The sequence below is a fragment of the Pseudomonas frederiksbergensis genome, from assembly GCF_017114915.1.
GTDB classification, from domain to species: domain Bacteria; phylum Pseudomonadota; class Gammaproteobacteria; order Pseudomonadales; family Pseudomonadaceae; genus Aquipseudomonas; species Aquipseudomonas frederiksbergensis_I.
This window is the reverse complement of sequence record NZ_JAAUOE010000027.1, coordinates 33838-56689: the sequence shown is the minus strand read 5'-3', so window position 1 is coordinate 56689 and position 22852 is coordinate 33838. Positions and strand designations below refer to the sequence as shown.

The window sequence follows — 22852 nt, the reverse complement described above, 5'->3', positions numbered from 1 at the left end:
GGGTAAGGTGGATTCATGAAAAAATCTTAAAGATCGAGCACCAGTCGGGCACTCCGGGCACGCGAGCAGCAAGGCGTGAACTGGTCGTTGCGGGCTCGCTCGGCATCGGTCAAGAACATGTCGCGATGCTCCGGTTCGCCCTCCAGCACGCGCGTGATGCAGGTGCCACAGATGCCCTGCTCGCAGGACAAGGGAATGTCGATCCCCGCCTCCAGCAGCACCTGGGCAACGCTGAGCGCGGCGGGCACCTGGAAACATTGGCCGGTGCTGGCCAACTGCACCTCGAACCCGCCCGACTCACCCGCCGGGACCGCGGCGGCGGTAAAGTATTCACGGTGCAGTTGCGCCTCGGCCCAACCCTGCTCACGCGCAGTGCCAAGCACGTGCTCCATGAAGCCATTAGGGCCACAGACGTACAGGTGACGGTCACTGGCCGGCGCGGCCAAAACCCGAGCGCTGTCGAGGCGCTGGGATTGCTCGCCATCGTCCACATGAACGTGCACGCGATGGGCGAACGGCGATTGGCGGATGTACTCGATAAAGGCCATGCGCCCGGCCGAACGACCACAGTAGTGCAGCTCGAAAGGCACGCCGGTCCGCGCCAGCCGCTCGGCCATGCAGAGGATCGGCGTAATACCGATACCGCCAGCGAACAGCACGCTGTACCCCGCCCCATGCTCCAACGGGAACAGGTTGCGTGGCTCGCTGATCCGCAGCCGGCTGCCTTCGTGCACGTGTTCGTGCATGGCCTGCGAACCGCCACGAGACGCCGGGTCGAGCAACACGCCCAGCAGGTAACGGTGGCGTTCTTCCGGGTGATTGCACAGCGAGTACTGGCGCACCAGGCCATTGGGCAGGTGCACGTCGATATGCGCGCCGGCACTGAACGCAGGCAGCATGGAACCCTCGACCGGGGCCAGTTCAAAGCTGTAGATGCCTTCGGCTTCGCGACGCTTGCGGGTCACAACGACATCGATCATCACCGGGTACCCACTGACTGTTCTGCGGCCACCCGCTCCGACTCGATCAACCGACGCAAGACACGCCGGCAACGCACGGCCCCTGCATCGACTGGCAGCAACACAGGGTTGAGGCCAAACAGTTCAACTTCGCCAATCTGGCGCTGTTGAGCCTCGACCATGGGCTTGTCTTCGCCGGCAAAAATACCGATCAACATCTCCTGGACGAAGGCATTCAACTGCGCATTGTCTTGCTCGAAGCTGCGCGTGTTGGCAAAGAAGTAATGGGTGTTCGTCGCGTCCTGCGGTGTCATCAGGTGCAGGTTCCATGTCACGGGTCCCTCCTCCCTGGGGCGCCCGGGAGGCGTGGCGCCACTGCCCAGTAGCATCAGGCCAGGTGCGTGCCAGATGACTTCGGCCCAGACGTCAGCCCGGGTCGGGTCTTCAAGGTGCGTGCCGAAAGCCGGTGGAGGCACATCATCAGGCGCCCACCAACTGATGCGCACGCGATCGTTGGGCAACTCCTCGATGGTGGCGCGCGTGCGTGACAACGCTCCGCCACCGAGCGTATCGGGGTGCAGGAAATCAACGTGGCTCAAGTCCATGATGTTGTCGGCCAACAGCTCGTAGTGCGCGCGGGTGGGCAAATACCCATGTCCCTTGGCATGGGTTGGGGCCTGTTCGAGGAAGGAAAAATCAGGGATCAGCGCATCGTTGGCCAGGCTCGAATCGCCAGGCCAGACCCAGATCGCCCCATGCCGCTCGACGACCGCGAACGCGCGAACACAGGCGGCCTTGGGAATCGTCCCATCGCCATGGGGATTGTGCGTACATTGACCACTGCCATCGAAATGCAAGCCGTGGTACGGACACTGAACGCTATCGCCGACAATCTTGCCCATGTGCAGAGGGGCAAAACGGTGCGGGCAGCGATCGGCGAGCGCCCGAATCACACCCTGCCTATCGCGAAAGAACACGATGGGGCGCTCGACGATGGTTCTGCCAAGCATCCCACCTTGCGTCAGCTCGTCTGCCCATCCAGCGATGTACCAGGTGTTGAGTAAGTAACTCATGATGTTCTCCTCGTTTTTCTTATTTTGATAACGTCGAATGGGCAGGTCAGCTATCAGGGTCTGCGACAACAGCGGCGGGAAAAGCCGCCCCGCGGCCACGCAACCGAATGCAGGCCAGGGCTACCAATAGTTGAAGGCCGGCGACGATCCCCAGCGCGGCAGGCAAAGCGCTGCTCACCCCACCGGTGATGGCCAGCACCACCAGCGGGCTGGCGAACTCACCGGCAAAGAACATCGCCGTGAAGCCGCCGGCCGCGCGGCCGCGCTGCTGGAAGTCGATCTGGGCCATGATCCAGGTGAGCAAGGTCGGCATCATCAGGCCGATGCCCAAGCCGTTGACCAGTACGGCGATCACCACCAGCCCATGACTGTCGGCCACGGCCAGCAGCCCACCACCGATACCGGCCGCGACGAGGGCCAGGAGCACCTGCCGGTACGCCGGTACACCACTGAACAGGCGGAAACTCAGGGCGCCGACCAGTACGCCGAACTGACTGGCGCCCATGGTCATGCCGATCTGCTGCGCCCCTTCGACATGCAGTAGATTGAGCAGGTAACCGACTTGTACCGGCACGATAAACAGGCTCAAGCCGGCCAGGAATGACAGGGCATACAACGGTGCCAGGGGGCGCCAGGGGAATGCCCTCCTCACCGCCGTTGTCGCCGTGACGACATGTGCGCGTGGCTCCCACAGCAACCAAAGCATCAGCGGCAGGAACACCAGCCCCACCCCATACAGGGCGAACGGGGTGCGCCAGCCGTGCTCGCCGAGCACGCCACCGACGGCAATGAAAATCGTCGCCGACAATGAGGTCGCAACCATTTGCAGGGCGAACATGCGCTCACGTCGCGCGCCGCTGTAGTAGTCGCCCATCATCGTGGTGCAGCAGGTCATGATCGCCGCCTCGGCCACACCGATACCGGCGCGGCTGATCACGATGAGCTGTAGCGACTCCAGCCATAGCGGCAGTACCCCACAGACGGTGTAGAGGAACATCGCACCGATCAGCAATGGCTTGCGCCCGAGCCGGTCGGCGATGATCCCGGCCACGGGTGCCAACAGCGCAATCATCAACGCCGGTAGCGTCAGGGCAATGGGCACCAGCACAGCCACGCCCGATGTGTCGGCGAAGTGTTCCTGCATACGCGGCAGGATGGGGGCCAGCAGCACCGCGCCGAGTACCGGCAGGCAACTGCCGAGCAAGAGCAATAAGGATTGCGGCAACCGCGCCTGGCGTTCAACGCTCATCGTGCACCTCCGCGGGTTGGGTCGCGCAGAACGCCATGCCGAAGGCACTCAGGCCGGCTAGTAGGTCAAGCCATAGAGACTGCTGGAGCGGATACATACGAGGCACGGGAAAGTCCTTTCTTGTTGTTATGACGCGACGGGATTGGAGGCTGTTGTCGTTTGATGGTGTCCCGAAGTCAGGCGCAGCGAGTGCTTCACGCAGGCCCCCTCCTCGGCTACGGCCGGCATCAGCGGCAGGCTCGTCGGGTGGTTGGGTCTGGCCTCAGCCTGCCCCTTGCTGACACGTTTGCTCGGCAAGAGGAAGTGAGCCAGGGCCGGCAACAGCACCAGCGCACCAACCATGTTCCAGACGAACATGAAGGCCAGCAGCACGCCCATGTCCGCCTGAAACTTGATCGGCGAAAACATCCAGGTGGCCACGCCGATCGCCAGGGTCACACCGGTCAGCATCACTACCTTGCCGGTGGACAGCAGTGCCCGGTAATACGCCTGCGACAGGCTGGTGCCCTGGCGCATATGACCGAGCAGGATGCTCATCACATACAGCGCGTAGTCGACGCCGATGCCCACACCGAGGGCGATCACCGGCAAGGTCGCGACCTTGACGCCGATGTTCAACCAGACCATCAGCGCCTCACAGAGGATCGACGTGAGCATCAGTGGAATCACCGCGCAAATCGTGGCGCGCCAGGAGCGGAAGGTGATCAGGCAGAGCAGGATCACGGCACCGTAGACCCAGAACAGCATTTCGCGGTTGGCCTGCTTGACGACGATGTTGGTCGCCGCCTCGATCCCGGCATTGCCAGCGGCCAGGAGGAACTGGACCTCGTCGGTATTGTTCGCCGCGGCGAATTGTTCGACGTGATCCACCAGGCGGCTCAGGGTTTGCGCCTTGTGGTCGGAGAGGTAGACGTAAAGCGTCAGCAGGCTGCAGTCTTCGTTGTACAACCCGCGCGGTGCTCCGGCGGTGACCATGTTGAGCATCGCCTGGTTGTTCTGCAGCTCATACCACTTCGGGCTGCCTTCGCTCAGACCCACCAGCATCCGGCGGTTAAGCAGCGCCAGGGAATTGGTCGAATCAACACCCGGCAAGGTGCGCAATTGCCAGTCGAGGGCATCGACCTTGTTCAGGATGTCATAGCGCGAACAGGCGCTGGCGGGGGTCTTGATCATGACCGCGAACAGATCGCTGCTGGCGCCGTAATGGCGGGTCAGGAACGCGTCATCCTGGTTGTAGCGCGAGTCGGCACGCAGCTCGGGCGCGCCGGCATCCAGATCACCGACTTTCAATTGCAGGCTGACCACGAAGCCCAGCGTCGCCAGCGCCAGGCTCAGGGCGATGCACAACGCCGCCCAGCGGCGCTGGGTGAACAGGTCTAGGAAACGCCAAAACCCGTGGCGATGCTGGCCCGCTTGTTCGGCGTGCTCGCTTTTGAGGCTCAGTCGCGCGGCACGGCGGCTGACGCCCACATAGGAGAGCAGGATCGGCAGCAGGATCAAATTGGTGAAGATCAGCACGGCCACACCGATACTGGCGATCATCGCCAGGTCCTGGATCACCCGGATTTTGATGATCATCAGCACCGCAAAGCCGACCGCATCACACAGCAGCGCGGTGAGACCGGCGAGAAACAGGCGGCGAAAGGTGAAGCGTGCGGCGACCACGCGGTGCATGCCGCGACCGATGTCCTGCATGATGCCGTTCATCTTCTGTGCACCATGGCTCATGCCTATGGCAAACACCAGGAACGGCACCAGCACCGAATAGGGATCCAGTTGATAACCCAGCAGCGGCAGCAGGCCGAGCTGCCAGACCACCGCCACCAGCGAACAGAACACCACCAGCAAGGTGCTGCGGATGCAGCGGGTATACCAGTAGAGCACCACGGCGGTGATCAGAATCGCCACGGCAAAGAACATCAGGATCTGCCGCAGGCCGGCGATCAGGTCACCGACTTTCTTGGCGAAACCGGTGACACGAATGTCGATGCTGTCGCTCTGGTATTGGCTACGCAACGACTCCAGTTGTTGCGACAGCTTGGTGTAGTCCAACGGCTGGCCGTCGGGCGTGCGCTGCAGCAGTGGGACATGGATGATGCTCGATGCTTGGTCAAACGCCACCAACTGGCCGATTTCGTTGGACAGTTGCACATTACGCCGCAATGCCGCCAGGCTCGCGGCGCCGCCATCGTAGTTATCCGGAATGACCGGCCCACCGTCCAGGCCCGCTTCGGTCACCGCCACCCAGCGCGTGGCCGGCGTCCACAGCGACTTCATGTACGCACGGTCGACGCCTGGCAGCAGATAGATCTTGTCGCTCAACGCCTGCAGCGTTTTGAGGTAGGCGCTGTCGTAGATGTCGCCCCGCTTGTTGACCACCGCGATACGCACCGCGTTACCCAGCCCGCTCAGTTCCTTCTGGTGCTCAAGGTAGTTGGCGATATAGGGATGGTGGGTGGGGATCATTTTTTCGAAACTGGCATTGAGCTCGACTCGACTGGACTGCCAACCCAGTACCAGCGTGGTCGCCAGGCACAGCAGCAACACCCACAGGCGATGGTTGAACAGTGCTCGCTCGAGCACCGAGCCGGAACGCGGATCAAACTCATCGAACGCATTCACGGGGGACTGGGGGAAATTACCAGGGGACGTCATAACCTCACTCCGAAGCGGCAGTGGATGGCTGAGCAAGACGCTGCAGCCCGGTGAAACCGGCAACGATCAGGCTGCCATCGGCGGCCTCGATCACACTTGAAACAGGCTTACCCAAGGGCTTGCCCAGTGGCAGCAGCACCGTCCCGGCCTGCTCACCGTTGAGAAACAAACCGCCGCCCTGGTTGACCAGCAGCACTTGGCCGCCGGCCAGGCGAGTGGCGTCGTTGAAAGAAATCGGCATGGGGACTGACAGGTGCTGGAAGCTTGCGCCACCGTCATTGGAGATAAAGGCATTGCCCCTCAGGCCGCCAACCAGCAAGGCGCCATCGGCGCGGCTCTGCAAGGTGAAAAAACTGCCTTCATAGGGGCTTTCCAACTGGCTGAACGAAGCCGCGTCGTCATCCGAGCGCGCCAGGTAACCCTGCTCGCCAGCCAGGAACCAGCGAGCTCCCTGGTGACTGATGGCGTACAAATGCATCCCGTTCGGGTTGGCGATGTGCCCCATCAGCGACTGCCATGTAGCACCGCCATCGGCAGTCCACAGCGCCAGGCCGTAGGCGCCGACGATCAGCCCGCGTTGTGCATCGATGAATTCGAGGGCCAGGAAGGGTTTGTCCGCACCATCGGCCACAAGACGCTCAGCACTTTGTACGCGTGCCAAGGCGTCATCCGGGTTGGCAGCGTTGGGCTGGTCGGCCTTGGCGACGTCCAGTGCGAGCTGTGCCGCACGCACGCCGTCGAGTTGCAGCGTCCAGTGCTCGCCGCCATCACGGGTGGCCAATACCACGCCAGCGTGACCGACCGCCCAACCCTTTTGCGCATCGACGAACTGCACCGCCGTCAGACTGACCGAAACCGGCACCGAAGCCTGACGCCAGCTTTGCCCATTGTCGTCGGAGAGCAGCACCAGGCCGCGCTCGCCCACGGCCACCAGGCGTGTCCCGGCCCGCGCCAGATCGATCAATACGCTCTTCTGCGCAGCCGGTACCGCCATGGCCGGGGTGCTCAACGGCGCGCCCACGATAGTAGGCCCTGCCAGGCACTCGCTGGCGGCGAAGGGCAAACACAGGGCCAAGAACAACGCGCCCGCCTGACTGATTCTGTCCATAACCCACCTCGGAAAAACACTCACATTCCGAGGGCAGACCGACAGGCCTGCCCTTCACGCTCAGCTCAGGTTTAACGCACGCCGCGTCCAGCCATCGCCGCTGGCGAGAACTCCGAGGCCTTGTAGCGATCAACCGCGTGATACTGTTCCGGCAATCCGGCGTAGAGGTTCTGGATAAACCACGCGCCGGAAGTCAGGTCATAAAAACCGGCGGACAGCTGCACCAGGCCTGGCAGGTCAGGCAATACGGAAGGCAGCGACCAAAGGGTCTTGGCCAGTTGGCCGCTGGCATCCCAACGGTCGCCGAGCAGGGCTTGCCAGGTGTCCTCGTCGAGGTAGTAACGGCCCTTGGGCAACTGGTGGCGCTTGCCAGCGGCCAACGTCGACTCGACCACCCAGACGCGGTGCAACTCCCAGCGCACGTAATCCGGGTTCAGATGGTGCTTGCCTAACAGGTCCTGCGGCTGGGCCGCGTTCTGCGCCTTGTTGGTGTTGTAGGGGACGTACATTTCCTGCTTGCCCACCAGTTTCCAGTCGAACCGGTCCGTGCGACCTCCCCACACGCTCAGCTCGTCGAAGGACATGACCCCGGCGGTGGACGGCGTCGGTGTATCGCAGCAGGCGTTGGGCAGCGTACGCACCCGGCGCTGGCCACTCAGATAGACATGGGCCTGGGATTTGTCGCCGTTGATGTTCTCACGCCCCAGGATCTGCTCGCCGGCACGAATCGCCGGGCCGAGATTGACAAAGTGCACCTGCCAGTAGTCGCCCGAGTAGTTTTCAGGGCCGCCCTCTTCGAAGTAATAGGGCATTTCCTGGGTCAACAGACCGTCGCTCGTCATCACCTGGTTGCCGTCGGCAGTCATCAGATAGTGGCGAAAATGCCCCGCCACCGAGGTGCCGCGCCAGTTCAGCAGGTGGTTCCAGATGGCTTCGGTACCGTTCTGTGGAATCGGAAACGGGATCCCGCCAAAGGCACCGTCGGGGATCAGCCCGGCGCTGCTGTTGATCAGTTTGGCGCGGGTCGCATTCTTGAGCGTGTTGTCATAGACCCACTGCGGCGCGGCCGCCGTGCGCCGGGTCGGGTAGACATCGATGCGATAGGTGTCCGGGAAGCGCTTGAACAGCTCCTTGGTGCCGTCGCTGAGCTTGTCGGCGTACTTGGCCAGGTTCTGCGCGGTGATGCTGAACAAGGGTTTGTCCGCGGCAAACGGATCGCTGCGTTTGCCGCCCGGCGTGTAGGCCGGATCGACCTTGGTGTAGCCGCCATCCCAGGCCGGAATGCTGCCATCGGCATTGCCGGCTTTCTCGGCACCGAAGGGCGTCAGGGTCTTGCCCAGCACGGCCGCTTGTTCGGCGCTGGCGGCCAAGGCCATCGGCGCGGCAGCGGCCAGCAGGGTTAAGCACAAGGCCTTTAGAGTGAACTGAATGGTCATGCGCAAATCCTCTTAGAACGTGGTCTTGACGGAGAAAGCCAGGTAGTCCCGGTCCTTCAACGACTGCTTGTAATTGAAGTGGTTGGCGGCATCGAGCGTGGTGTCCTCGGGACCGTAGAAGTGGGTGTAGGTCAGCCCCACGGTCACTTGGTCCAGGTAGGTGGCGGAGACGCCGATGTTCATGTCCCCTCCTCTGTCGGGGCCGAACCCGCTGATCACCGCCGACTTGCCCATGGGGAAATAGCTGATGCCCAGCGGCACGCTAATGTCGACGCCTGGGAAGAACTGGCGATAGGTGGGCGTGTACACCAGTTTCAGGCCCAGGCCGTCATCGGTGGCGTTAGGGTCCAGGGCTGCACGGTTCTTGGTCACGGCCAGCAGGCGGTTCCAGGCGATCTCCCCTACCAGGCTGGCTTCATTGGCGACGAAGGAAGGGCCCAGCGATGCCAGGACGTTGAGGTTGACGTGAGCCGTACGGCCGACCGCATACAGGGCGTCATCGTTGTTGTCCGCGTCGACGCCCGGCAGGACGGTCTGGGCGTTGGACACCAGCGGCATGTTCCAGCGCATCGAGGCCTCGCCGGCAAAGCTGTACTCGTCCACGGATGTCGCGAAACTGGCACCCAGGACACGGATGTCTTCCGGGTAGACCCAGGAATATTCGCCGACTTGCCCGGTACCGAAGTTCGGCCCGGTGGCACTCGGTTTCAAATACAACGTGGGCGTTTTCTCGTGATACTGCAGCGCGTACAGACCGTAATCCGTCGTCCCGGTGTTGTACTTGAGCTGCAGGCCGCCTTGGCCGGAGTTCCTGGCTTTCTTGTCCTTGCCATGGAAAAACGCGGCCGGGCTATTGGCATTACCGCCCAGGAAATCCGGGAACGGCCCACCTGTGATCAACCTTTCATTACCGTCGCCGATGGTATCGCTGGTGGAGAAATAGCTTCCGGCGCCAGGCAAGCGGGTGGCTTCCCACTCCAACTGGTAGAAGGCGCCCAATGACACACTGTCGGTCAGTTGGTAGGCGGTCGAGAGCTGGTTGACCGGCCGGGTGATTTCCTTGAACTGGGTATTGGGCACCGATTGCGCCTTGACCACGTCCACCGGCGCCATGGCACCGGCAATGCCGTTGCCGCCGAAGAACAGGCTCTCGCCCCAGATCAGACCGTGGCGTCCCGCGCGAACCGACAAGGCACGGTCGGCCAGCTCACCGTTCCAGTAGACAAAGGCATCCAACAGTTCGCCATCGCCGCCATGCAACTGACGGGTGTCACTGGTGAACTCGTCGAAGCCCACCGAACGTTGGTTGGCACTGGCCGCGTCGTTATTGTCGTTGCGGTCCTGGTAAACGGTGTCGTACCAGGCGGCACCGCTCAGGCGGGCGCCGAAGTTGTGATAGCCGATGTCCAGTTCCGAAAGAATATCCAGGCGATTGGAGATCAGCCCCTTCCCAAAGTTGTGATCGCCGTCATTCTGGTTCAGCGCCGTCTGGCCCTCGCTGAGTTTGCTGCTGGGATCCTTAAGGCGCCAGGCCGCGCTGTACTTGAGCGTGTTGTCCCAGCGCAAGCTGAGATCGGGATTGCCGGTATCGATCTGAAAGGCCTGGGCAGCCGAAGCGCCAAGCCCCAGGCTGGCCGCAAGGGTCAGGGTGAAGGGGACGCGCCGCGACGCAGCGATCTTGCGAGTAGCCATCGAAGTAACCCTCTTTATTGTTGTTGTATGTCAGCTCTTCTGGTGAAACGGCGCCCGCAGTCCAACCGGGCCAAGCCTGCACAGGCATGAAACATCCATGGGTGAGCGAATTCAGTCTTGCCGGCGCCTCAGATGGGCTCTGCCGTGACCTCGAGCATCCGCCTGACCAGGCCGATCCGGTCGAAACTGCTGTCGTGGGCCATTTCCTTGTCACCGGCCAGCACCGAGCTTTCGCTGATGAATTTGCAGCGCTCGTATCGGCGCGCCATGAAGCGTTCGAGCTGCTGTTCGACGCTGCCACCGGCGACCAGCTCTTCGCCGAGCACGACAGCATCTTCAATGGCCATGCCGGCGCCCTGGCCCAGGTGCGGCGTCGTGGCATGCACCGCGTCGCCAATCAGCACGACACGGCCGCGGTACCAAGGCTCACTGACGAACACCACCTCCAGCGGCTTGTAGACCACCCGTTCGCTGTCGCGAATCTGCTCGCGCAGTTCACCGATCAGCCCGGTGAAACCGCTCAGGCGCTGACGCATCTGGGTCGCCAGCGTGGCGGCCTCCATCCTCGGGTTGCCGGGCTCGTGGGAGGTCATGAACAGGTACATCTGGTCGTGACCCAGCGGCACCAGCCCGGCATTGCCGGCGGGTCCCTGGAAGGTGGCCAGATGATCGATCCCGGCGGCGCGCGGGAAGTTGTAGCGCCACACCGCTTGGCCGGTGAAGCGCGGCGGGTACTGCTCGCCGAACAGCAAGCCGCGCATTTTTGAGTACAGGCCATCGGCGCCCACGACCAGATCGTAACGACCGCGCCTGCCATCGCTGAACAGCACATCAACGCCCTCGCCCGCCTGCTCCAGCGTCTCGACGCTCAGGCCCAGGCGAATCGAGGCCCCCAGGGCAATGGTGGTTTCGCTGAGGACTTGATGCAGGGCCAGGCGCGAGATGCCGGCGTTGGCCGGATACTCGGGGCCGGCCAGGCGCTGACCAGGGATTCGCGCCAGCTGTTCACCAGCGGTGGTATTGATGGTCACATCCTCGAACGCGTAGCCGGCGTCGAGGTAGCCGTCCAACACACCCAACTTGGCCATCTCGCGCACGACGTTACTCTGCTGGATGATGCCAACGCCGTAGACTGTCCACTGCGTCTTGAGCTCGACAAGATCGACTTCGATGTCCTGGCGACGCAAAGCGATTGCGGCACATAGACCACCGATACCACCACCGACGATAAGCACCTTTTTCACTGCGTTCATGCTCGTCTCACTCTTATTCTTGTTATTCACGCTAGCGTTCTGCCGGAGCGATCCCAGGCTTCACTACCGGCTGTTTCTGCACGCATTCGCTAGCGCGTTGTGTTCACTTTCTCGGCAAAGCAGGCGTTTGACTAATCGCATGTAGGGATACGATGTATCAGCAACCGCGATACGTTGACTAAGGTGCAAACGCCTCCAACTGACCCGCTTCAAGCACCAGCCAATCGGCCTGCGCCTGCCATTTCAAAGCCGTCAGGCGCTCGCCCAGACACGGCCCGTAGACACACAGGCCACTGTCCGGAAGGAAGCGGGCACCATGGGCGTAACAGACGATCTGGCTGCCATCGACGCTGAGAAAACGGTCCTTGCGATACTCCAGGCGAACCTCCAGGTGCGGGCAACTGTTGCGATAGACCCGCACCTCGCCGCTGTGGCGCAGGGCAAACACGCTGTCCTTCCCCGAGCCCAGGGGATCGAACCCACGGGCCTGCCCTTCGACCAGTTCATCCAGGCGACATAGCGCAAAGGCGTCGTGACTCATCGACGAAATCCGCACTCAGGCCTGCTTGGGCGGCGGGCCGCTGGGGAACCATTTTTCCCGGGAGGTGAACAGGAACAATTGCGAGTTATCCGCCGACAACGGCGCCTGGCGCGCTTGCCAGGCGTCATCGTGCTTGTCCATGTCGGCGTCGTATTCGATGTGGCAGCCCAGAGGACTGTTGAAGTACCAGAACCAGTTGGAACCAAAGAGGTGACGGCCCGGCCCCCAGAAGCTGGTCCAGCCTTGCTGTTCGAAGCGGCGCCCGGCCAGCAGCACTTCCGTGCCGCTGCCCATGTGAAAGGTGAAGTGCTCGCAACCCTTCATGTGCGGTGGCGTCTGGATCATGAACAGGCAATGGTGGTCATCGGAACCGGCTGGACGCATGAACGGGCCGGCGCCAACGAAGGTGTCGGTGGTCATGAATCCCAGGCGCTTGTAAAAAGCCTCGGCCTTGGCCGCATCCGGCACGAAATACACCACATGGGAAAGGGTGCGCGGCAGGGCCTGCATGTCGGGGTTGATGCCCGGTTGGTTGACCGGACGCTGGGGGGCATGACCCGGTGCATTGGTCAGGTCGGCCGGCGCGCTATACGGGCGCCGCACACTGACCTGAAAACCAATGGCAAACCCCATATCGTCCACACTGTGCACCGAACCATTGGCGCCACGGGTCACCAGGCGATCGCGCCCCAACTCATCGGCGATGGCCTCAAGATCAGCCACGCCGGCCACGCCATAAATGGTTTCACGAATCGAGGGGGCTGGCCCAATGGCCGCCGGCAGACGGGCATCGTCAGCACGACGGATAATCACGGCAGTACCGTCGAGGGCTTCAAAACGACCGCCCTCGCTGTCGACATCGACAGGTTGCAGGCCGTAGTCACGCAGGCAATGAGTACAGGCTTGAATGTCGTCGACACCAAAAATCAAGGCATCAAGGCCAATGATGTTCATTGTTACCACTCCATTTAAATTATTCAGCACAAGGGCCGGACACTCCACTTAGGGGAGCAGTGCCAGGCAGTGAGCTGCTGATGCTGGTTGTGGAGTCGATAGAGCGTCACGGCCAACCGACTGTGGGCCGATACTGAAGTGGCAAAAACGTACTGACTAATCGCTTGTCGGGATGCGACCTATCGGCAAACGCGATACCTGGCTGCGCAGCGCCAAACGACGTGAAAAAACGCAAAAACGTCGGTCGACGCACCTCGTCATGGGGCTTGACGCCGCGATAGGAAGGTCGGAAGGTATTTACAAAATAAATACAAGAATCGAGACCGCCATGCGTTTTAACCACTTGGATCTCAACCTCCTGGTGGCGCTTGATGTGTTGCTGGAAGAGCAGAACATCACCCGCGCCGCCGAACGCCTGCACATGACCCAATCCGCCACCAGCGGTGTACTGGGCAGGCTGCGGGTCTACTTCGAAGATGAACTGCTGGCGCAGGTCGGGCGCAAGATGCAGCCCACGCCCTATGCCCGTGAATTGGCGGCGCCAGTGCGCCAGATATTGCTGACGATCCAGTCCTCGATCACCGCCAAGCCGGTGTTCGACCCAGCCACCAGCAAGCGCCATTTTCGCCTGATTACCTCGGACTATCTGATCAGCGTTCTGTTTGCCCGGGTTATCCAGAAGATCTACCTGGAAGCCCCGCACATTACCTTCGAACTGCTTGGCCCCGGCGACACCTCCACCGAGCTGCTGATGCGCGGCGAGGCCGACATGATGATCGTGCCCGAGCGCTACCTGATCGAAGGCCACCCATCGCAACTGCTGTTCGAAGAAGAGCACGTGTGCGTCGTGTGGGACGGCAACACCCAAGTGGGCGACAGCATCAGCCTCGATCAGTACATCGAGATGGGCCATGTCTCCGTGATTTTTGGCCGCAACCGGCAACTGAGCGTCGAAGAATGGCTGATGAGCCAGTACGGTTTCACGCGGCGCATGGAGGTGGTGACCCACGACTTCAACACCTTGCCGCAGTTGATCGTCGGCACCCAACGCGTCGCCACCATGCTCCAGCGCATGGCCAGGCTCTACGCCAACTACCTGCCGCTGCGCATCTTGCAACCACCGGTGAAAATCCCGGTGATGCGTGAGTTCATGCTCTGGCACCGCACCATGGATGGAGATCCGATGCACCGTTGGCTGCGCGCGAAGATCAGTCAGATCATCAACGAACTGGAGCAATAGTGGCCGCCGCTGCCCGAAAGCGGTCAGGTGCGGAAGTGCCCGACGGCCGCTTTGAGCTCACCGCTAACCTGCTGCAAGTCGGCCGTTGAGGCTTGCAGTTGCAGGCTTTCCCTGGCACTGCCCTCGGCCACTTCACGCACCCGCGTCATACCCTGACTGACTTGCTCGGCCACCACACTCTGCTGCTCGGCCGCCGCGGCAATCTGCTGGTTCATCTGCTCGATGCTGGACACCGCCCGGGTAATCCGCGCCAGCGCCTGGGAGGCTTGCGCGGCAAGCACCACCGTTTCATCGCTCAGCACATGGCTGCCTTGCAAGCGCTCGGCGGCCTGTTGAGCGACATTGCTCAGGCGCACGATCAGCCCTTCGATTTCCGTGGTCGAACGCTGTGTGCGCCGTGCCAGGCCGCGCACCTCATCGGCGACCACGGCGAATCCACGACCATGCTCGCCAGCACGCGCGGCCTCGATGGCGGCGTTGAGCGCCAGCAGGTTGGTCTGCTCGGCCACCGCCTTGATGACATCGAGCACGCCACCAATCGCCGCGCTTTCCACCAGCAGGGAGCGCATGGCTTGCGCGCAACCACTCATTTCCACAGCCAGGTGGTCGATCTTGCCACCCGCCTGGCGCACCAGTTCATCGCCCTCACGCGCTTGTTGGTCGGCATGCGCCACCGCTTCGCTGGCCTCACCCGCGTTGCGGGCGACCTCCTGCGCCGTGGCGGCCATCTGTTGCATGGCGGTGGCGGCCCGTTCGGTTTCCTGGCGTTGGTGCTCGACACCCCGGCTGTTGCTCTGGGTCACTTCGGCCAGGCTGCCGGCCATGCCGTTGAGTGAGCCAATACCACGGTCGATGCGTCCGACCAAGCCGCGCAGGCTGCCCAGCATGCTGCCCACTGTGCCCAACAACTGGCCCAGCTCATCACGACGACCACTGTCTGACGGCGGATCACTCAGATCCCCCGCCGCCACACGCTGGACCAACTGCACAGCCTGGCGCAGCGGCTGCACAATCAAGTGGCGGATCAGCAAGCTGGCGCCAATGCTCAAGACGAGGGCCAGACAAGTGATCAAGCCCAACTGACGATCAGCATTGCGATTATCGTCCAGCACCGCCTGCCTTTGCTGTTCATCAGCCTCGGCCAGCAGCTTGCTCACCTGCTCGGTTTGCGCGTTCATCGCCGCACTGCTTTGCGCGCTTTGCCGACGGCTGTCGACGAACTCGCGGAAGGCCTTGCGGTAGTCGCCCAGGGCAGTGCTCGCCTCCTGCAGCGACTCGCCTTGCTGCTCGCCAAGATCGAGCGCCTGCATGGCAGCCAGTAGGTCACTCATGCTCATTTCCCAGTCGCTGCGGTAACGCTCCTCGCCATCGAGCGAATAGTACAGCTCGCTGTCACGCAGCTTGGCGAGCTTGTCCCGCAATGCGGCGGTCTGCTCAAGCCGCACCATCTGATCGCTGTTCGGCGGTGTACCCTGCCCCAACCGGGTGTTGAGCCCATCCAGTTGATCGAGAAACAGCAGGGTAAAACTGTCGCCTGCCGTCTGCGCCAGCGTCTGCATGCGCAGGCGGGCTTCGCGACCCCGACGCAACGAATCGGCATAGCCGAGAAACTGCTCCAGATAAGCGCTGACCGCCGTGCGTACGGTGGCGCGCGATGCGCTATTGGCCGGGTCATCATCGAGTTGCTGATTCAGTTTCCCGATCGTCTCGCGTACCAGCTCCAGGCGTTGCGGAGCAAGGTCCAGGGCGAACGCCTTCTCGTCGATACGGGCACGCAGGATCAATGCCTGGGTCGATGACTCCTGACGCGATTGCTCACCGCGTAGTTGCAACACACCCAGGGAACGAAAAGCAGTCGCCGCCACCCCCATGGTGACCAGCAGCACCAGGCCAAAACCCAGCGACAGCTTGGCGCCCACCGACAGATTGCCAAGCACGCGGCTCAATACAAGCATGTCCAATTCCTCCCACGGTAGTGGAAAAACATCCTGCCCTTGGCGCCCAGGCTGATCGCTGTGCCGGAATTGGACTCACTCATTTGCCGATACCCTGTTCTTGTTGTAGTGCCCGCCCGGGACTTCAGCCAACGGCGGTGTGGCGCCAACTCTAGTGAGTCGTACCTCAACAACACCAATCGCATCCCGCGTTATGAGCAATCGCAAAGTACGATGATAGGTATCTGGATTTGCTGCTTGATCTGTGAGTAGAAAACCCTTAAGCCAATGACACACATACGCTCTATCACCATTCGCAATACCTCCCATCCCGACTTGCGATTGGCCAAACAATTGCCCTCCCCTTAGCCTGCTTCGAACCGCCAGATCTGGCTATCACCCACGCCGGACCTGGTTGCCTGCCTTTGCTTGCACAAGGACAATAACAATCATGTTCCGCTACTTCCCGACCAACTACGTGTGGAATCTTTCCGTCGACCTGGCCATTGAGATGGGCGCCCGCATCGGCGAAATCGAAGAAATGTGCGCGCCGCTGCAGGAGGCCGCCAAGCAGCCGGATACCGCTGGCAGCAAGGCCTTCCGTGAGACCTGGGCGAACATGGCCGACAAGCTTTGCGGCCTGGCTGAAGAAGACGAAGGCAAGGGTCGAATGTTGTCTGCCGGTGAAAAATACAACCGCGCCGCCACCTATTACCTGAGCTGCGAACGCTTGCAAGCCCATGGAGCCCCTGGCCGCACGGAGCTGTACCAGCGCTTTTTACACACCTTCCAACGTGGTATCGAACTGGCGCGAGAAAACTGCGAGCGCGTTGAAATCCCCTACGAAGGCAAACACATTTCCGGTCTGCTGGTCCGTGCCGAAGGCGTGAGCGGCCCAGCGCCGATTCTGGTGCAGGTCAATGGACTGGACTCCACCAAAGAAATGAAATACCGCGTCGGCCTGCCCGCCTGGCTGGCAAAACGTGGCGTTTCTTCTTTGATCATCGACCAACCTGGCACGGGCGAAGCACTGCGCCTGCATAATCTGACGGCGCGTTTCGACAGCGAGCATTGGGCCAGCCGCGTGGTGGACTGGCTGGAAACCCGCGACGATGTCGACGCCAAACGCATTGGCCTGGAAGGTGTGTCGCTCGGCGGCTACTACTGCCCGCGCGCGGTAGCCTTCGAGCCGCGCTTCGCTTGCGGTGTCGTGTGGGGTGCCAATCATGACTGGCGTGATGTGCAGAAGCGTCGCATGGAAAAGGAGGGCAGCTTCCCGGTTCCGCATTACTGGTCGCATGTGTCTTGGGTATGGGGTGCCAAAGACACCGATGAGTTCATGAGCATCGCCGAGAATGTCCATCTGGACGGCATACTGGATCGCATCAAGGTACCCTTCCTCGTCACCCACGGTGAAAAGGATTCGCAGATTCCGCTGAAGTGGGCACACCGCACCTACGAGCAGTTGGTCAATAGCCCTAAACGCGAGCTGAAAATATTCACTGAACGTGAAGGCGGCGTCCAGCATTCGAGCTTCGATAACAGTATCAATGCCGGTCAGTACATTGCCGACTGGGTCGCTGAAGTTCTCGGCGGTCGTACTGCATGATGGATGTGAAACCGCACTAGACTCGCGGCTGGTCTTGGCTTGACCTTATGGTGCAACTGCGCGACTCGGCGATCTTTTAGCCCCTACCGGCCTGAGTCCTGTAACCAACGTCCGCGTGCACTGCAGGACAACTGATCAACAATCGACATCAGCCCGCGTGAATAAAGCGGGCTTATGCAATCCCCTCCCCCGCGAGTTGCCATGTCGCAGTGAAGGAGGAGTAATGATAATACGATCGCCACATTACCCGGTGCGCGTTCTTAGTTAGCGTTAGATTGCCCTCGCTATCCGCAGTTGTTGAAGCAGATCCGGGCTGATTGTCAGCACTGTCATTTCAGGATTTATTTCCACCAATACTCGATCTGAACCCCTACGTTGGAGCCGTGCAGGTCTGTACCAAACGAACCAGTATCAGACAATGCCGATCCCGGAGATTGCAAGCTGGCGGCGCGTTGCGCAGCCTTGTTCCAGGTAGCGTAGGTGTAATACAGACGAAATTCCGGCCTGTCCCAGAATCCCGGGCCCTTTGGAGACCAGGTCGGCGCGATGGTGTACTTAGTGAGTTTTCGGGTACCGTCTGCGGCTTCAACCTGGTCGCGCCCAACTTCTGTGATCAACTTGAACTGATCCGTGAACGCATAAATTGGCCGAACACCAATGGATAACCAGTTCTGATCATCACCATCAGGGCGCGTGTCTTTTTGATAGACCAATTCAACCTGACCACTGAAAGCATGAGTCATTTGCCAGTCGAAAAACTCCACGAGCCGCCAGCTCTTGTTGCTCTCATCCAACGTGGTATCACCAGTGTAGCCCAATGCGGTGCCCGGCCCTCGGCCGTATTGAACAGCGAACTTGTTGACTCCGCCAAGAAACGCGACCTGCTTGTGCTGGGCAACCACCGACCAGCCCTGATGAGCATTCTCGCGGCTCGGCTTGTCCAGATAACTGACGCCCAGTTGAACCTCGCCACCGGGATTTGTGTTGAATCCGCTGACGGTCACATCATGACGGGTGACAAAATCCTTTTGGAAGACGTTGTCCTTGCGTGAGAGCACATAGCTGTATTTCAGATCTCCCAACGCGACCTGGTCGAACCCAAAGCCTGTTGAGCTTTGGTTCCAGTAGAAGTAGTCGGAAATATTGATGTCGTTTCGGTTGTAGTAACGACGGCCCGCCCAGAACGAACCGCCATTCAATGCCGGCATCTTGCTCCACTCTGCATAGAGCTGACTCATCCGCGTATAGCCGTGCTCCCCGTCAAATTTTGGTTCATGGCCATACTCGTTATAAAACTGTGCCATGCCTTCCACGCTGACCACCGAGCCGTCGTCCAGTGAAAGCAGATCCTGGCGCAAATCCAGCTCCAGATATTGCTCACATTCGTTACCAAGACGGTATTTGGATTGCGCGCCCGGTAGCTGAAAACACGACTGTTTCCCTCCTTGAGTCGAATCCCCTACTCCGGTTCTGAAATAACCACTGAAGTCTGTTGAATATGCGTTAACGGGCAAAAAGCCGACAGCAAAGGACGCACCCAGAACTGCGCTGAGAGTTTTAACGTTCATTCATAACACCTTTTGTTTGTTATATTTATTGGATAAGGCCGACGCGAACAGCTCGCTTTTAATCAAAGTACGCGGTTCACTCCCACGTACCGGTTTTCGAAAGGGAAATACCAAGTTAAATCGAATAAAAAGGCACCGCTGAACCCAAAAGCATGAGAAAAATCCAGGCGTTGCCAGTGCGAAGTGACCAGACGAGCTAACGATAAGACATTAGTCCCGTCCAATCTTATGAGGCTCTACCCCCGATGACGCCCTCGGAAGAAATCTATAAGACCCTGCGTCGAGGAATCATCAGCCGGTTGCGCGTCATAGCGAGTCAGGAGGCTATGGACGCTGTTACTTAGCTCCTTGCCCAGTTCCACGCCCCATTGATCAAACGAATTGACTCCCCAAATTACGCCCTGGACAAAGACCTTGTGCTCATAAAGGGCGATCAGCGCACCAAGGCTATGTGGATTGATAATCTCAAGTGCAACTGTATTGCTTGGCCGGTTACCGGGGATCACTTTATGCGGTGCCAGTCGTTCAATCTCACTGGATGAAAGGCCTTTGGCTTTTAGCTCTGCCTCAGCTTCACTGCGGGTTTTGCCCCACATCAGCGCTTGGCTTTGAGACAAGCAATTGGCGTACAGCCATTCCTGATGGTCAGCCACTGGATTGTGGCTGACCACAGGCACAATGAAGTCAGCTGGAATCAGAGGCGTTCCCTGATGCAGCAACTGGTGGTAAGCGTGCTGTCCGTTACACCCCACGCCGCCCCAGATTACGGGGCCCGTGGTGCAGGACACTGGCGTGCCGTCATGACGAACACTTTTGCCATTTGACTCCATGTCCATCTGCTGCAGATGCTTCACGAAGTTGCGCAGGTAATGGTCATAGGGCAAGAAAGCATAACTTTGCGCACCCCAAAAGTTGTGATACCAAACGCCGAGTACCGCTAAAAGAACAGGAAGGTTCTGTTCCAATGGTTCGTTGAGGAAATGCTGATCCATAGCGTACGCGCCGGATAGCAGTTCCTTGAAGTTAGCGATGCCAATGGCCAGAGCAATCGGCAGGCCAATTGCAGACCATAGTGAGTAACGGCCACCGACCCAGTCCCACATAGGAAAAATGTTTGCTTCACGGATGCCGAAATCCAGCGCTGCCTGGCGATTACTTGTCACAGCAATGAAATGGCGATATAGCTTCTCTTCCGTCCCGCCCTTAGCCAAGTACCAGCTACGAGAAGCTTGTGCATTCTTCAAGGTTTCAAGCGTGCCAAAGGTTTTGCTGGAGATGATAAACAGCGTTGTTTCTACGTTCAGTCCGGCTGTAACCTCTCGGAATTCACTGCCGTCGATGTTAGCTAGATAATGGCACCGCACCCCATGCCGAGCAAAAGGCGCCAGCGCCTCAGAGACAAGCTCCGGGCCCAGAAATGAGCCACCAATACCAATGTTTACGACATCGGTGATGACCTTGTCGCTATAACCACGCCACAGATGGTTATGGATACGACTCACAACGTCAGTCATCTGCGCCAGGGCTCCATGCACATCGCGCATCAAGTTGCGACCATCGACCATCAAAGCGTCCCCCACTGGTCGCCGCAGCGCGGTATGCAGCACTGGACGTCCCTCGGAGCCGTTGATTTTCTCTCCACTGAACATGGCATGTGCTGCCTGTTCCACGCCTGCCTCACGAGCAAGGTTTACAAGCAATGAACGCGTTTCGTGAGTGATCAGGTTTTTGGAGTAATCCAAAAAAAGCCCGCAGCCCGCCAAGGAAAAGTCTTGAAAGCGTTTACTGTCATCTCGAAAGGCATCGCGCATACTAAAATTTTTCATGCTCTCGCGATGGTCGAGCAGATTGCGCCATGCCGGCAGTGCAGTCACATCATTCGTTTTGTTGTAGTTATTCATGCTCAGCCCTTCTTCGCCAATACGGCTTGTGCCGTCTCAATCGACTCTTGTCTTGCCATTCAAATGTGGGCGTTTCGTAATTCTGCAAACACAGAAGCGCCATCACAGGAATAAACCCTGCATTGTGTAGTTACAACCCATTATCGGATTTAGTCCCGCGAGGGCCAGCGCCCTCCATCGCGACTCAAATAAATGTCTATCTCTATAACGAAATCATTGAAACCTGAAGAAAAAAAACAGAACACGGGGCACTCAAGCAGAAAACACTGCAAACATACATATCCGTGCACGACAAATGAAAACCAGGCGCCAGTCATTTAGTTTCAAAGTTATCCAGACGGCGAGACGTGAACCATCATCAAATGACTCACGTCTGCACCGCTAAATCCTCAGGACGAAACCCTGAGTACAGTCATTTGGGAGCGCCGCAAGAATCTCGCTGGATTAAAGAGGGTTTCAATCTAATAGTCTGACGTCTACCCTCAGGTTGCTTGATACGCTTCAATAAAAGCTTCACAGCCTGGGCTCCGAGTTCTTCGAGAGGTTGCGCTACAACTGTCAGCCTTGGGCTAAAAGCATCCGCCCAGTCGAAATCGTCAAAGCCAACCAGCGCGATATCCTTTGGCACCTCAAGCCCCGTTTCACGAAGAGCCTGCATTGCACCAATGGTCATCAAGTTGTTTGCAGTCATTATTGCGGTGGGCGGGTGCTCTAGCGATAGCAAACGGCGAGTGGCTGCCATTGCCGGCGCAATCGCCGATTCACCGCAGCAAACCAATTGGTCTTCGTACTCAATTCCAGCGTCAGCTAAAGCTGCACGGTAGCCGTCAATTCGCTCATGAGAAGAAGACTGCGTCAATCGTCCGGATACCATCCCGATACGCCGATGACCAAGCTTAATCAAATGTGCAATCAACTCTTGAGATGAGTGCTTATTCTCTACTCCCACCTGATCGAAAGATGTCGAGAGAAGTCGATCGATGAGAACCGTGGGTATCTTGTTGGCTTTTAAGTAATTAAAAACTCGATTTTCTGGATCATATTCCGAGGCGAGTACAATCCCGTCAACGCGTCGCTCATGAAGTGCCTTGACCGCTTTGAGTTCCTGTTCCGGATCTCTTTGCGTATTGACCAGTATCATCATCAAACCGCTTTTCGCGCATGCCGCTTCGATGGCACGTACTGTTTCACTGAAGTAATAGTTTGAAAGCGTAGCAATCGCCACACCGATGGCACCCGACCCCGAAGAGGAACGAGCCAGAGACCGCGCGAGTGAGTTTCGAATATAGCCTACGGACTCTACAGCCTGATTCACGCTACGAACGGTGTCCGGATGTACTTTACGAGTACCGTTGAGTACATGAGATACCGTAGACATTGATACGTTCGCGGCTCTCGCGACATCGCTCATCTTTGCGCCCACTGTGCATCACTCCTTTCTCACGTGATTTGATGGATAGCGCTGAACTCATGTCCAGTTGCTACCTATTGTAAAGCTCACGGCGAGAAAATGCGTCGATGGCTCTCGGAATTGATACCGGAGCGAGCCCGCAATTTCGTGAAAGACCCAGCGAGATGCGCAGCGCATCTGAAGTCTGTGAATCGAGATGGTGGAATCCGCTATGCAGCATAGCCGGGCACTCCTTTTTATTATCGTAGCGATCATCCTGCGAACCAATT

The 22852-nt window shown here is 59.5% G+C and carries 16 protein-coding genes and 1 pseudogene; 2 read left to right on the top strand and 15 right to left on the bottom strand.

All coding sequences use genetic code 11. The annotated features are described in order from the left end of the window. Positions 1 to 26: 26 nt before the first annotated feature. From HCU66_RS18935 to HCU66_RS18890, 10 genes are all read right to left on the bottom strand, one after another. Positions 27 to 980 carry a PDR/VanB family oxidoreductase gene (locus tag HCU66_RS18935; protein WP_205889909.1) on the bottom strand — a complete coding sequence of 318 codons (954 nt, stop codon included), beginning with the start codon at positions 978 to 980 and terminating at the stop codon, positions 27 to 29. Continuing rightward, a complete protein-coding gene (locus HCU66_RS18930) occupies positions 980 to 2032 on the bottom strand; it encodes an aromatic ring-hydroxylating oxygenase subunit alpha (protein ID WP_205889908.1) in 1053 nt (350 codons plus the stop codon). Before HCU66_RS18930 ends, HCU66_RS18935 begins: the two co-directional genes overlap by 1 nt. A gap of 46 nt (positions 2033 to 2078) precedes the next feature. Continuing rightward, complete coding sequence (locus HCU66_RS18925; protein WP_205889907.1) at positions 2079 to 3281, bottom strand: MFS transporter; 1203 nt, start codon at positions 3279 to 3281, stop codon at positions 2079 to 2081. Positions 3282 to 3407: 126 nt separating this feature from the next. Further along, positions 3408 to 5936, bottom strand: coding sequence for an efflux RND transporter permease subunit (locus HCU66_RS18920; protein ID WP_205889906.1), 2529 nt, complete (start codon positions 5934 to 5936; stop codon positions 3408 to 3410). A gap of 4 nt (positions 5937 to 5940) precedes the next feature. After that, on the bottom strand, positions 5941 to 7044 hold the full coding sequence (locus tag HCU66_RS18915) for a YCF48-related protein (protein ID WP_205889905.1): 1104 nt from the start codon (positions 7042 to 7044) through the stop codon (positions 5941 to 5943). Between the two features lie 71 nt (positions 7045 to 7115). Beyond that, complete coding sequence (locus HCU66_RS18910; protein ID WP_205889904.1) at positions 7116 to 8480, bottom strand: DUF1329 domain-containing protein; 1365 nt, start codon at positions 8478 to 8480, stop codon at positions 7116 to 7118. A gap of 12 nt (positions 8481 to 8492) precedes the next feature. Continuing rightward, complete coding sequence (locus tag HCU66_RS18905) at positions 8493 to 10172, bottom strand: DUF1302 domain-containing protein (protein WP_205889903.1); 1680 nt, start codon at positions 10170 to 10172, stop codon at positions 8493 to 8495. Between the two features lie 128 nt (positions 10173 to 10300). Then, positions 10301 to 11425 carry an FAD-dependent oxidoreductase gene (locus HCU66_RS18900; RefSeq protein ID WP_205889902.1) on the bottom strand — a complete coding sequence of 375 codons (1125 nt, stop codon included), beginning with the start codon at positions 11423 to 11425 and terminating at the stop codon, positions 10301 to 10303. Between the two features lie 178 nt (positions 11426 to 11603). Continuing rightward, the gene (locus tag HCU66_RS18895; RefSeq protein ID WP_205889901.1) at positions 11604 to 11966 is read right to left on the bottom strand and encodes a Rieske (2Fe-2S) protein; all 363 of its coding nucleotides are present in this window, start codon (positions 11964 to 11966) and stop codon (positions 11604 to 11606) included. Positions 11967 to 11981: 15 nt separating this feature from the next. Continuing rightward, entirely contained in the window at positions 11982 to 12920 is a 939-nt protein-coding gene (locus HCU66_RS18890; protein ID WP_205889900.1) for a VOC family protein, read from the bottom strand. A 328-nt stretch (positions 12921 to 13248) separates the two neighbouring features. On the opposite strand from HCU66_RS18890, the gene HCU66_RS18885 reads away from it, so the two are divergent. Then, a complete protein-coding gene (locus tag HCU66_RS18885; RefSeq protein ID WP_205889899.1) occupies positions 13249 to 14160 on the top strand; it encodes a LysR family transcriptional regulator in 912 nt (303 codons plus the stop codon). Positions 14161 to 14183: 23 nt separating this feature from the next. Here the strand turns inward: HCU66_RS18885 and HCU66_RS27540 are convergent, their stop codons facing one another. Then, positions 14184 to 14984: a methyl-accepting chemotaxis protein gene (locus tag HCU66_RS27540; RefSeq protein WP_420908063.1), complete on the bottom strand. Its 801-nt coding sequence runs from the start codon at positions 14982 to 14984 to the stop codon at positions 14184 to 14186. A gap of 57 nt (positions 14985 to 15041) precedes the next feature. Beyond that, a pseudogene (locus tag HCU66_RS27535) lies at positions 15042 to 15338 on the bottom strand (HAMP domain-containing protein); the annotation flags it as partial. Positions 15339 to 16545: 1207 nt separating this feature from the next. Here HCU66_RS27535 and HCU66_RS18875 point away from each other — a divergent pair. Continuing rightward, on the top strand, positions 16546 to 17703 hold the full coding sequence (locus tag HCU66_RS18875) for an alpha/beta hydrolase family protein (protein WP_205889897.1): 1158 nt from the start codon (positions 16546 to 16548) through the stop codon (positions 17701 to 17703). 341 nt (positions 17704 to 18044) lie between these two features. Here the strand turns inward: HCU66_RS18875 and HCU66_RS18870 are convergent, their stop codons facing one another. The 3 genes from HCU66_RS18870 to HCU66_RS18860 all read right to left on the bottom strand — a co-directional run bounded on the left by HCU66_RS18870 (position 18045) and on the right by HCU66_RS18860 (position 22595). Beyond that, positions 18045 to 19271, bottom strand: a complete 1227-nt coding sequence (locus HCU66_RS18870) for a maltoporin (RefSeq protein WP_205889896.1) — start codon at positions 19269 to 19271, stop codon at positions 18045 to 18047. Positions 19272 to 19507: 236 nt separating this feature from the next. Then, the gene (gene pgi, locus HCU66_RS18865) at positions 19508 to 21172 is read right to left on the bottom strand and encodes a glucose-6-phosphate isomerase (protein WP_205889895.1); all 1665 of its coding nucleotides are present in this window, start codon (positions 21170 to 21172) and stop codon (positions 19508 to 19510) included. Positions 21173 to 21584: 412 nt separating this feature from the next. Further along, complete coding sequence (locus tag HCU66_RS18860) at positions 21585 to 22595, bottom strand: substrate-binding domain-containing protein (protein ID WP_205889894.1); 1011 nt, start codon at positions 22593 to 22595, stop codon at positions 21585 to 21587. Between the last annotated feature and the right edge of the window lie 257 nt (positions 22596 to 22852).

Bases quoted from the DNA above. Each gene is read 5' to 3' on its own strand.
- HCU66_RS18920 (WP_205889906.1), bottom strand. From the start codon at position 5,936: ATGACGTCCCCTGGTAATTTCCCCCAGTCCCCCGTGAATGCGTTCGAT.
- HCU66_RS18930 (WP_205889908.1), bottom strand. From the start codon at position 2,032: ATGAGTTACTTACTCAACACCTGGTACATCGCTGGATGGGCAGACGAG.
- HCU66_RS18935 (WP_205889909.1), bottom strand. From the start codon at position 980: ATGATCGATGTCGTTGTGACCCGCAAGCGTCGCGAAGCCGAAGGCATC.
- pgi (WP_205889895.1), bottom strand. From the start codon at position 21,172: ATGAATAACTACAACAAAACGAATGATGTGACTGCACTGCCGGCATGG.
- HCU66_RS18925 (WP_205889907.1), bottom strand. From the start codon at position 3,281: ATGAGCGTTGAACGCCAGGCGCGGTTGCCGCAATCCTTATTGCTCTTG.
- HCU66_RS27540 (WP_420908063.1), bottom strand. From the start codon at position 14,984: ATGGCCGGCAGCCTGGCCGAAGTGACCCAGAGCAACAGCCGGGGTGTC.
- HCU66_RS18900 (WP_205889902.1), bottom strand. From the start codon at position 11,425: ATGAACGCAGTGAAAAAGGTGCTTATCGTCGGTGGTGGTATCGGTGGT.
- HCU66_RS18915 (WP_205889905.1), bottom strand. From the start codon at position 7,044: ATGGACAGAATCAGTCAGGCGGGCGCGTTGTTCTTGGCCCTGTGTTTG.
- HCU66_RS18885 (WP_205889899.1), top strand. From the start codon at position 13,249: ATGCGTTTTAACCACTTGGATCTCAACCTCCTGGTGGCGCTTGATGTG.
- HCU66_RS18905 (WP_205889903.1), bottom strand. From the start codon at position 10,172: ATGGCTACTCGCAAGATCGCTGCGTCGCGGCGCGTCCCCTTCACCCTG.
- HCU66_RS18870 (WP_205889896.1), bottom strand. From the start codon at position 19,271: ATGAACGTTAAAACTCTCAGCGCAGTTCTGGGTGCGTCCTTTGCTGTC.
- HCU66_RS18875 (WP_205889897.1), top strand. From the start codon at position 16,546: ATGTTCCGCTACTTCCCGACCAACTACGTGTGGAATCTTTCCGTCGAC.
- HCU66_RS18910 (WP_205889904.1), bottom strand. From the start codon at position 8,480: ATGACCATTCAGTTCACTCTAAAGGCCTTGTGCTTAACCCTGCTGGCC.
- HCU66_RS18890 (WP_205889900.1), bottom strand. From the start codon at position 12,920: ATGAACATCATTGGCCTTGATGCCTTGATTTTTGGTGTCGACGACATT.
- HCU66_RS18895 (WP_205889901.1), bottom strand. From the start codon at position 11,966: ATGAGTCACGACGCCTTTGCGCTATGTCGCCTGGATGAACTGGTCGAA.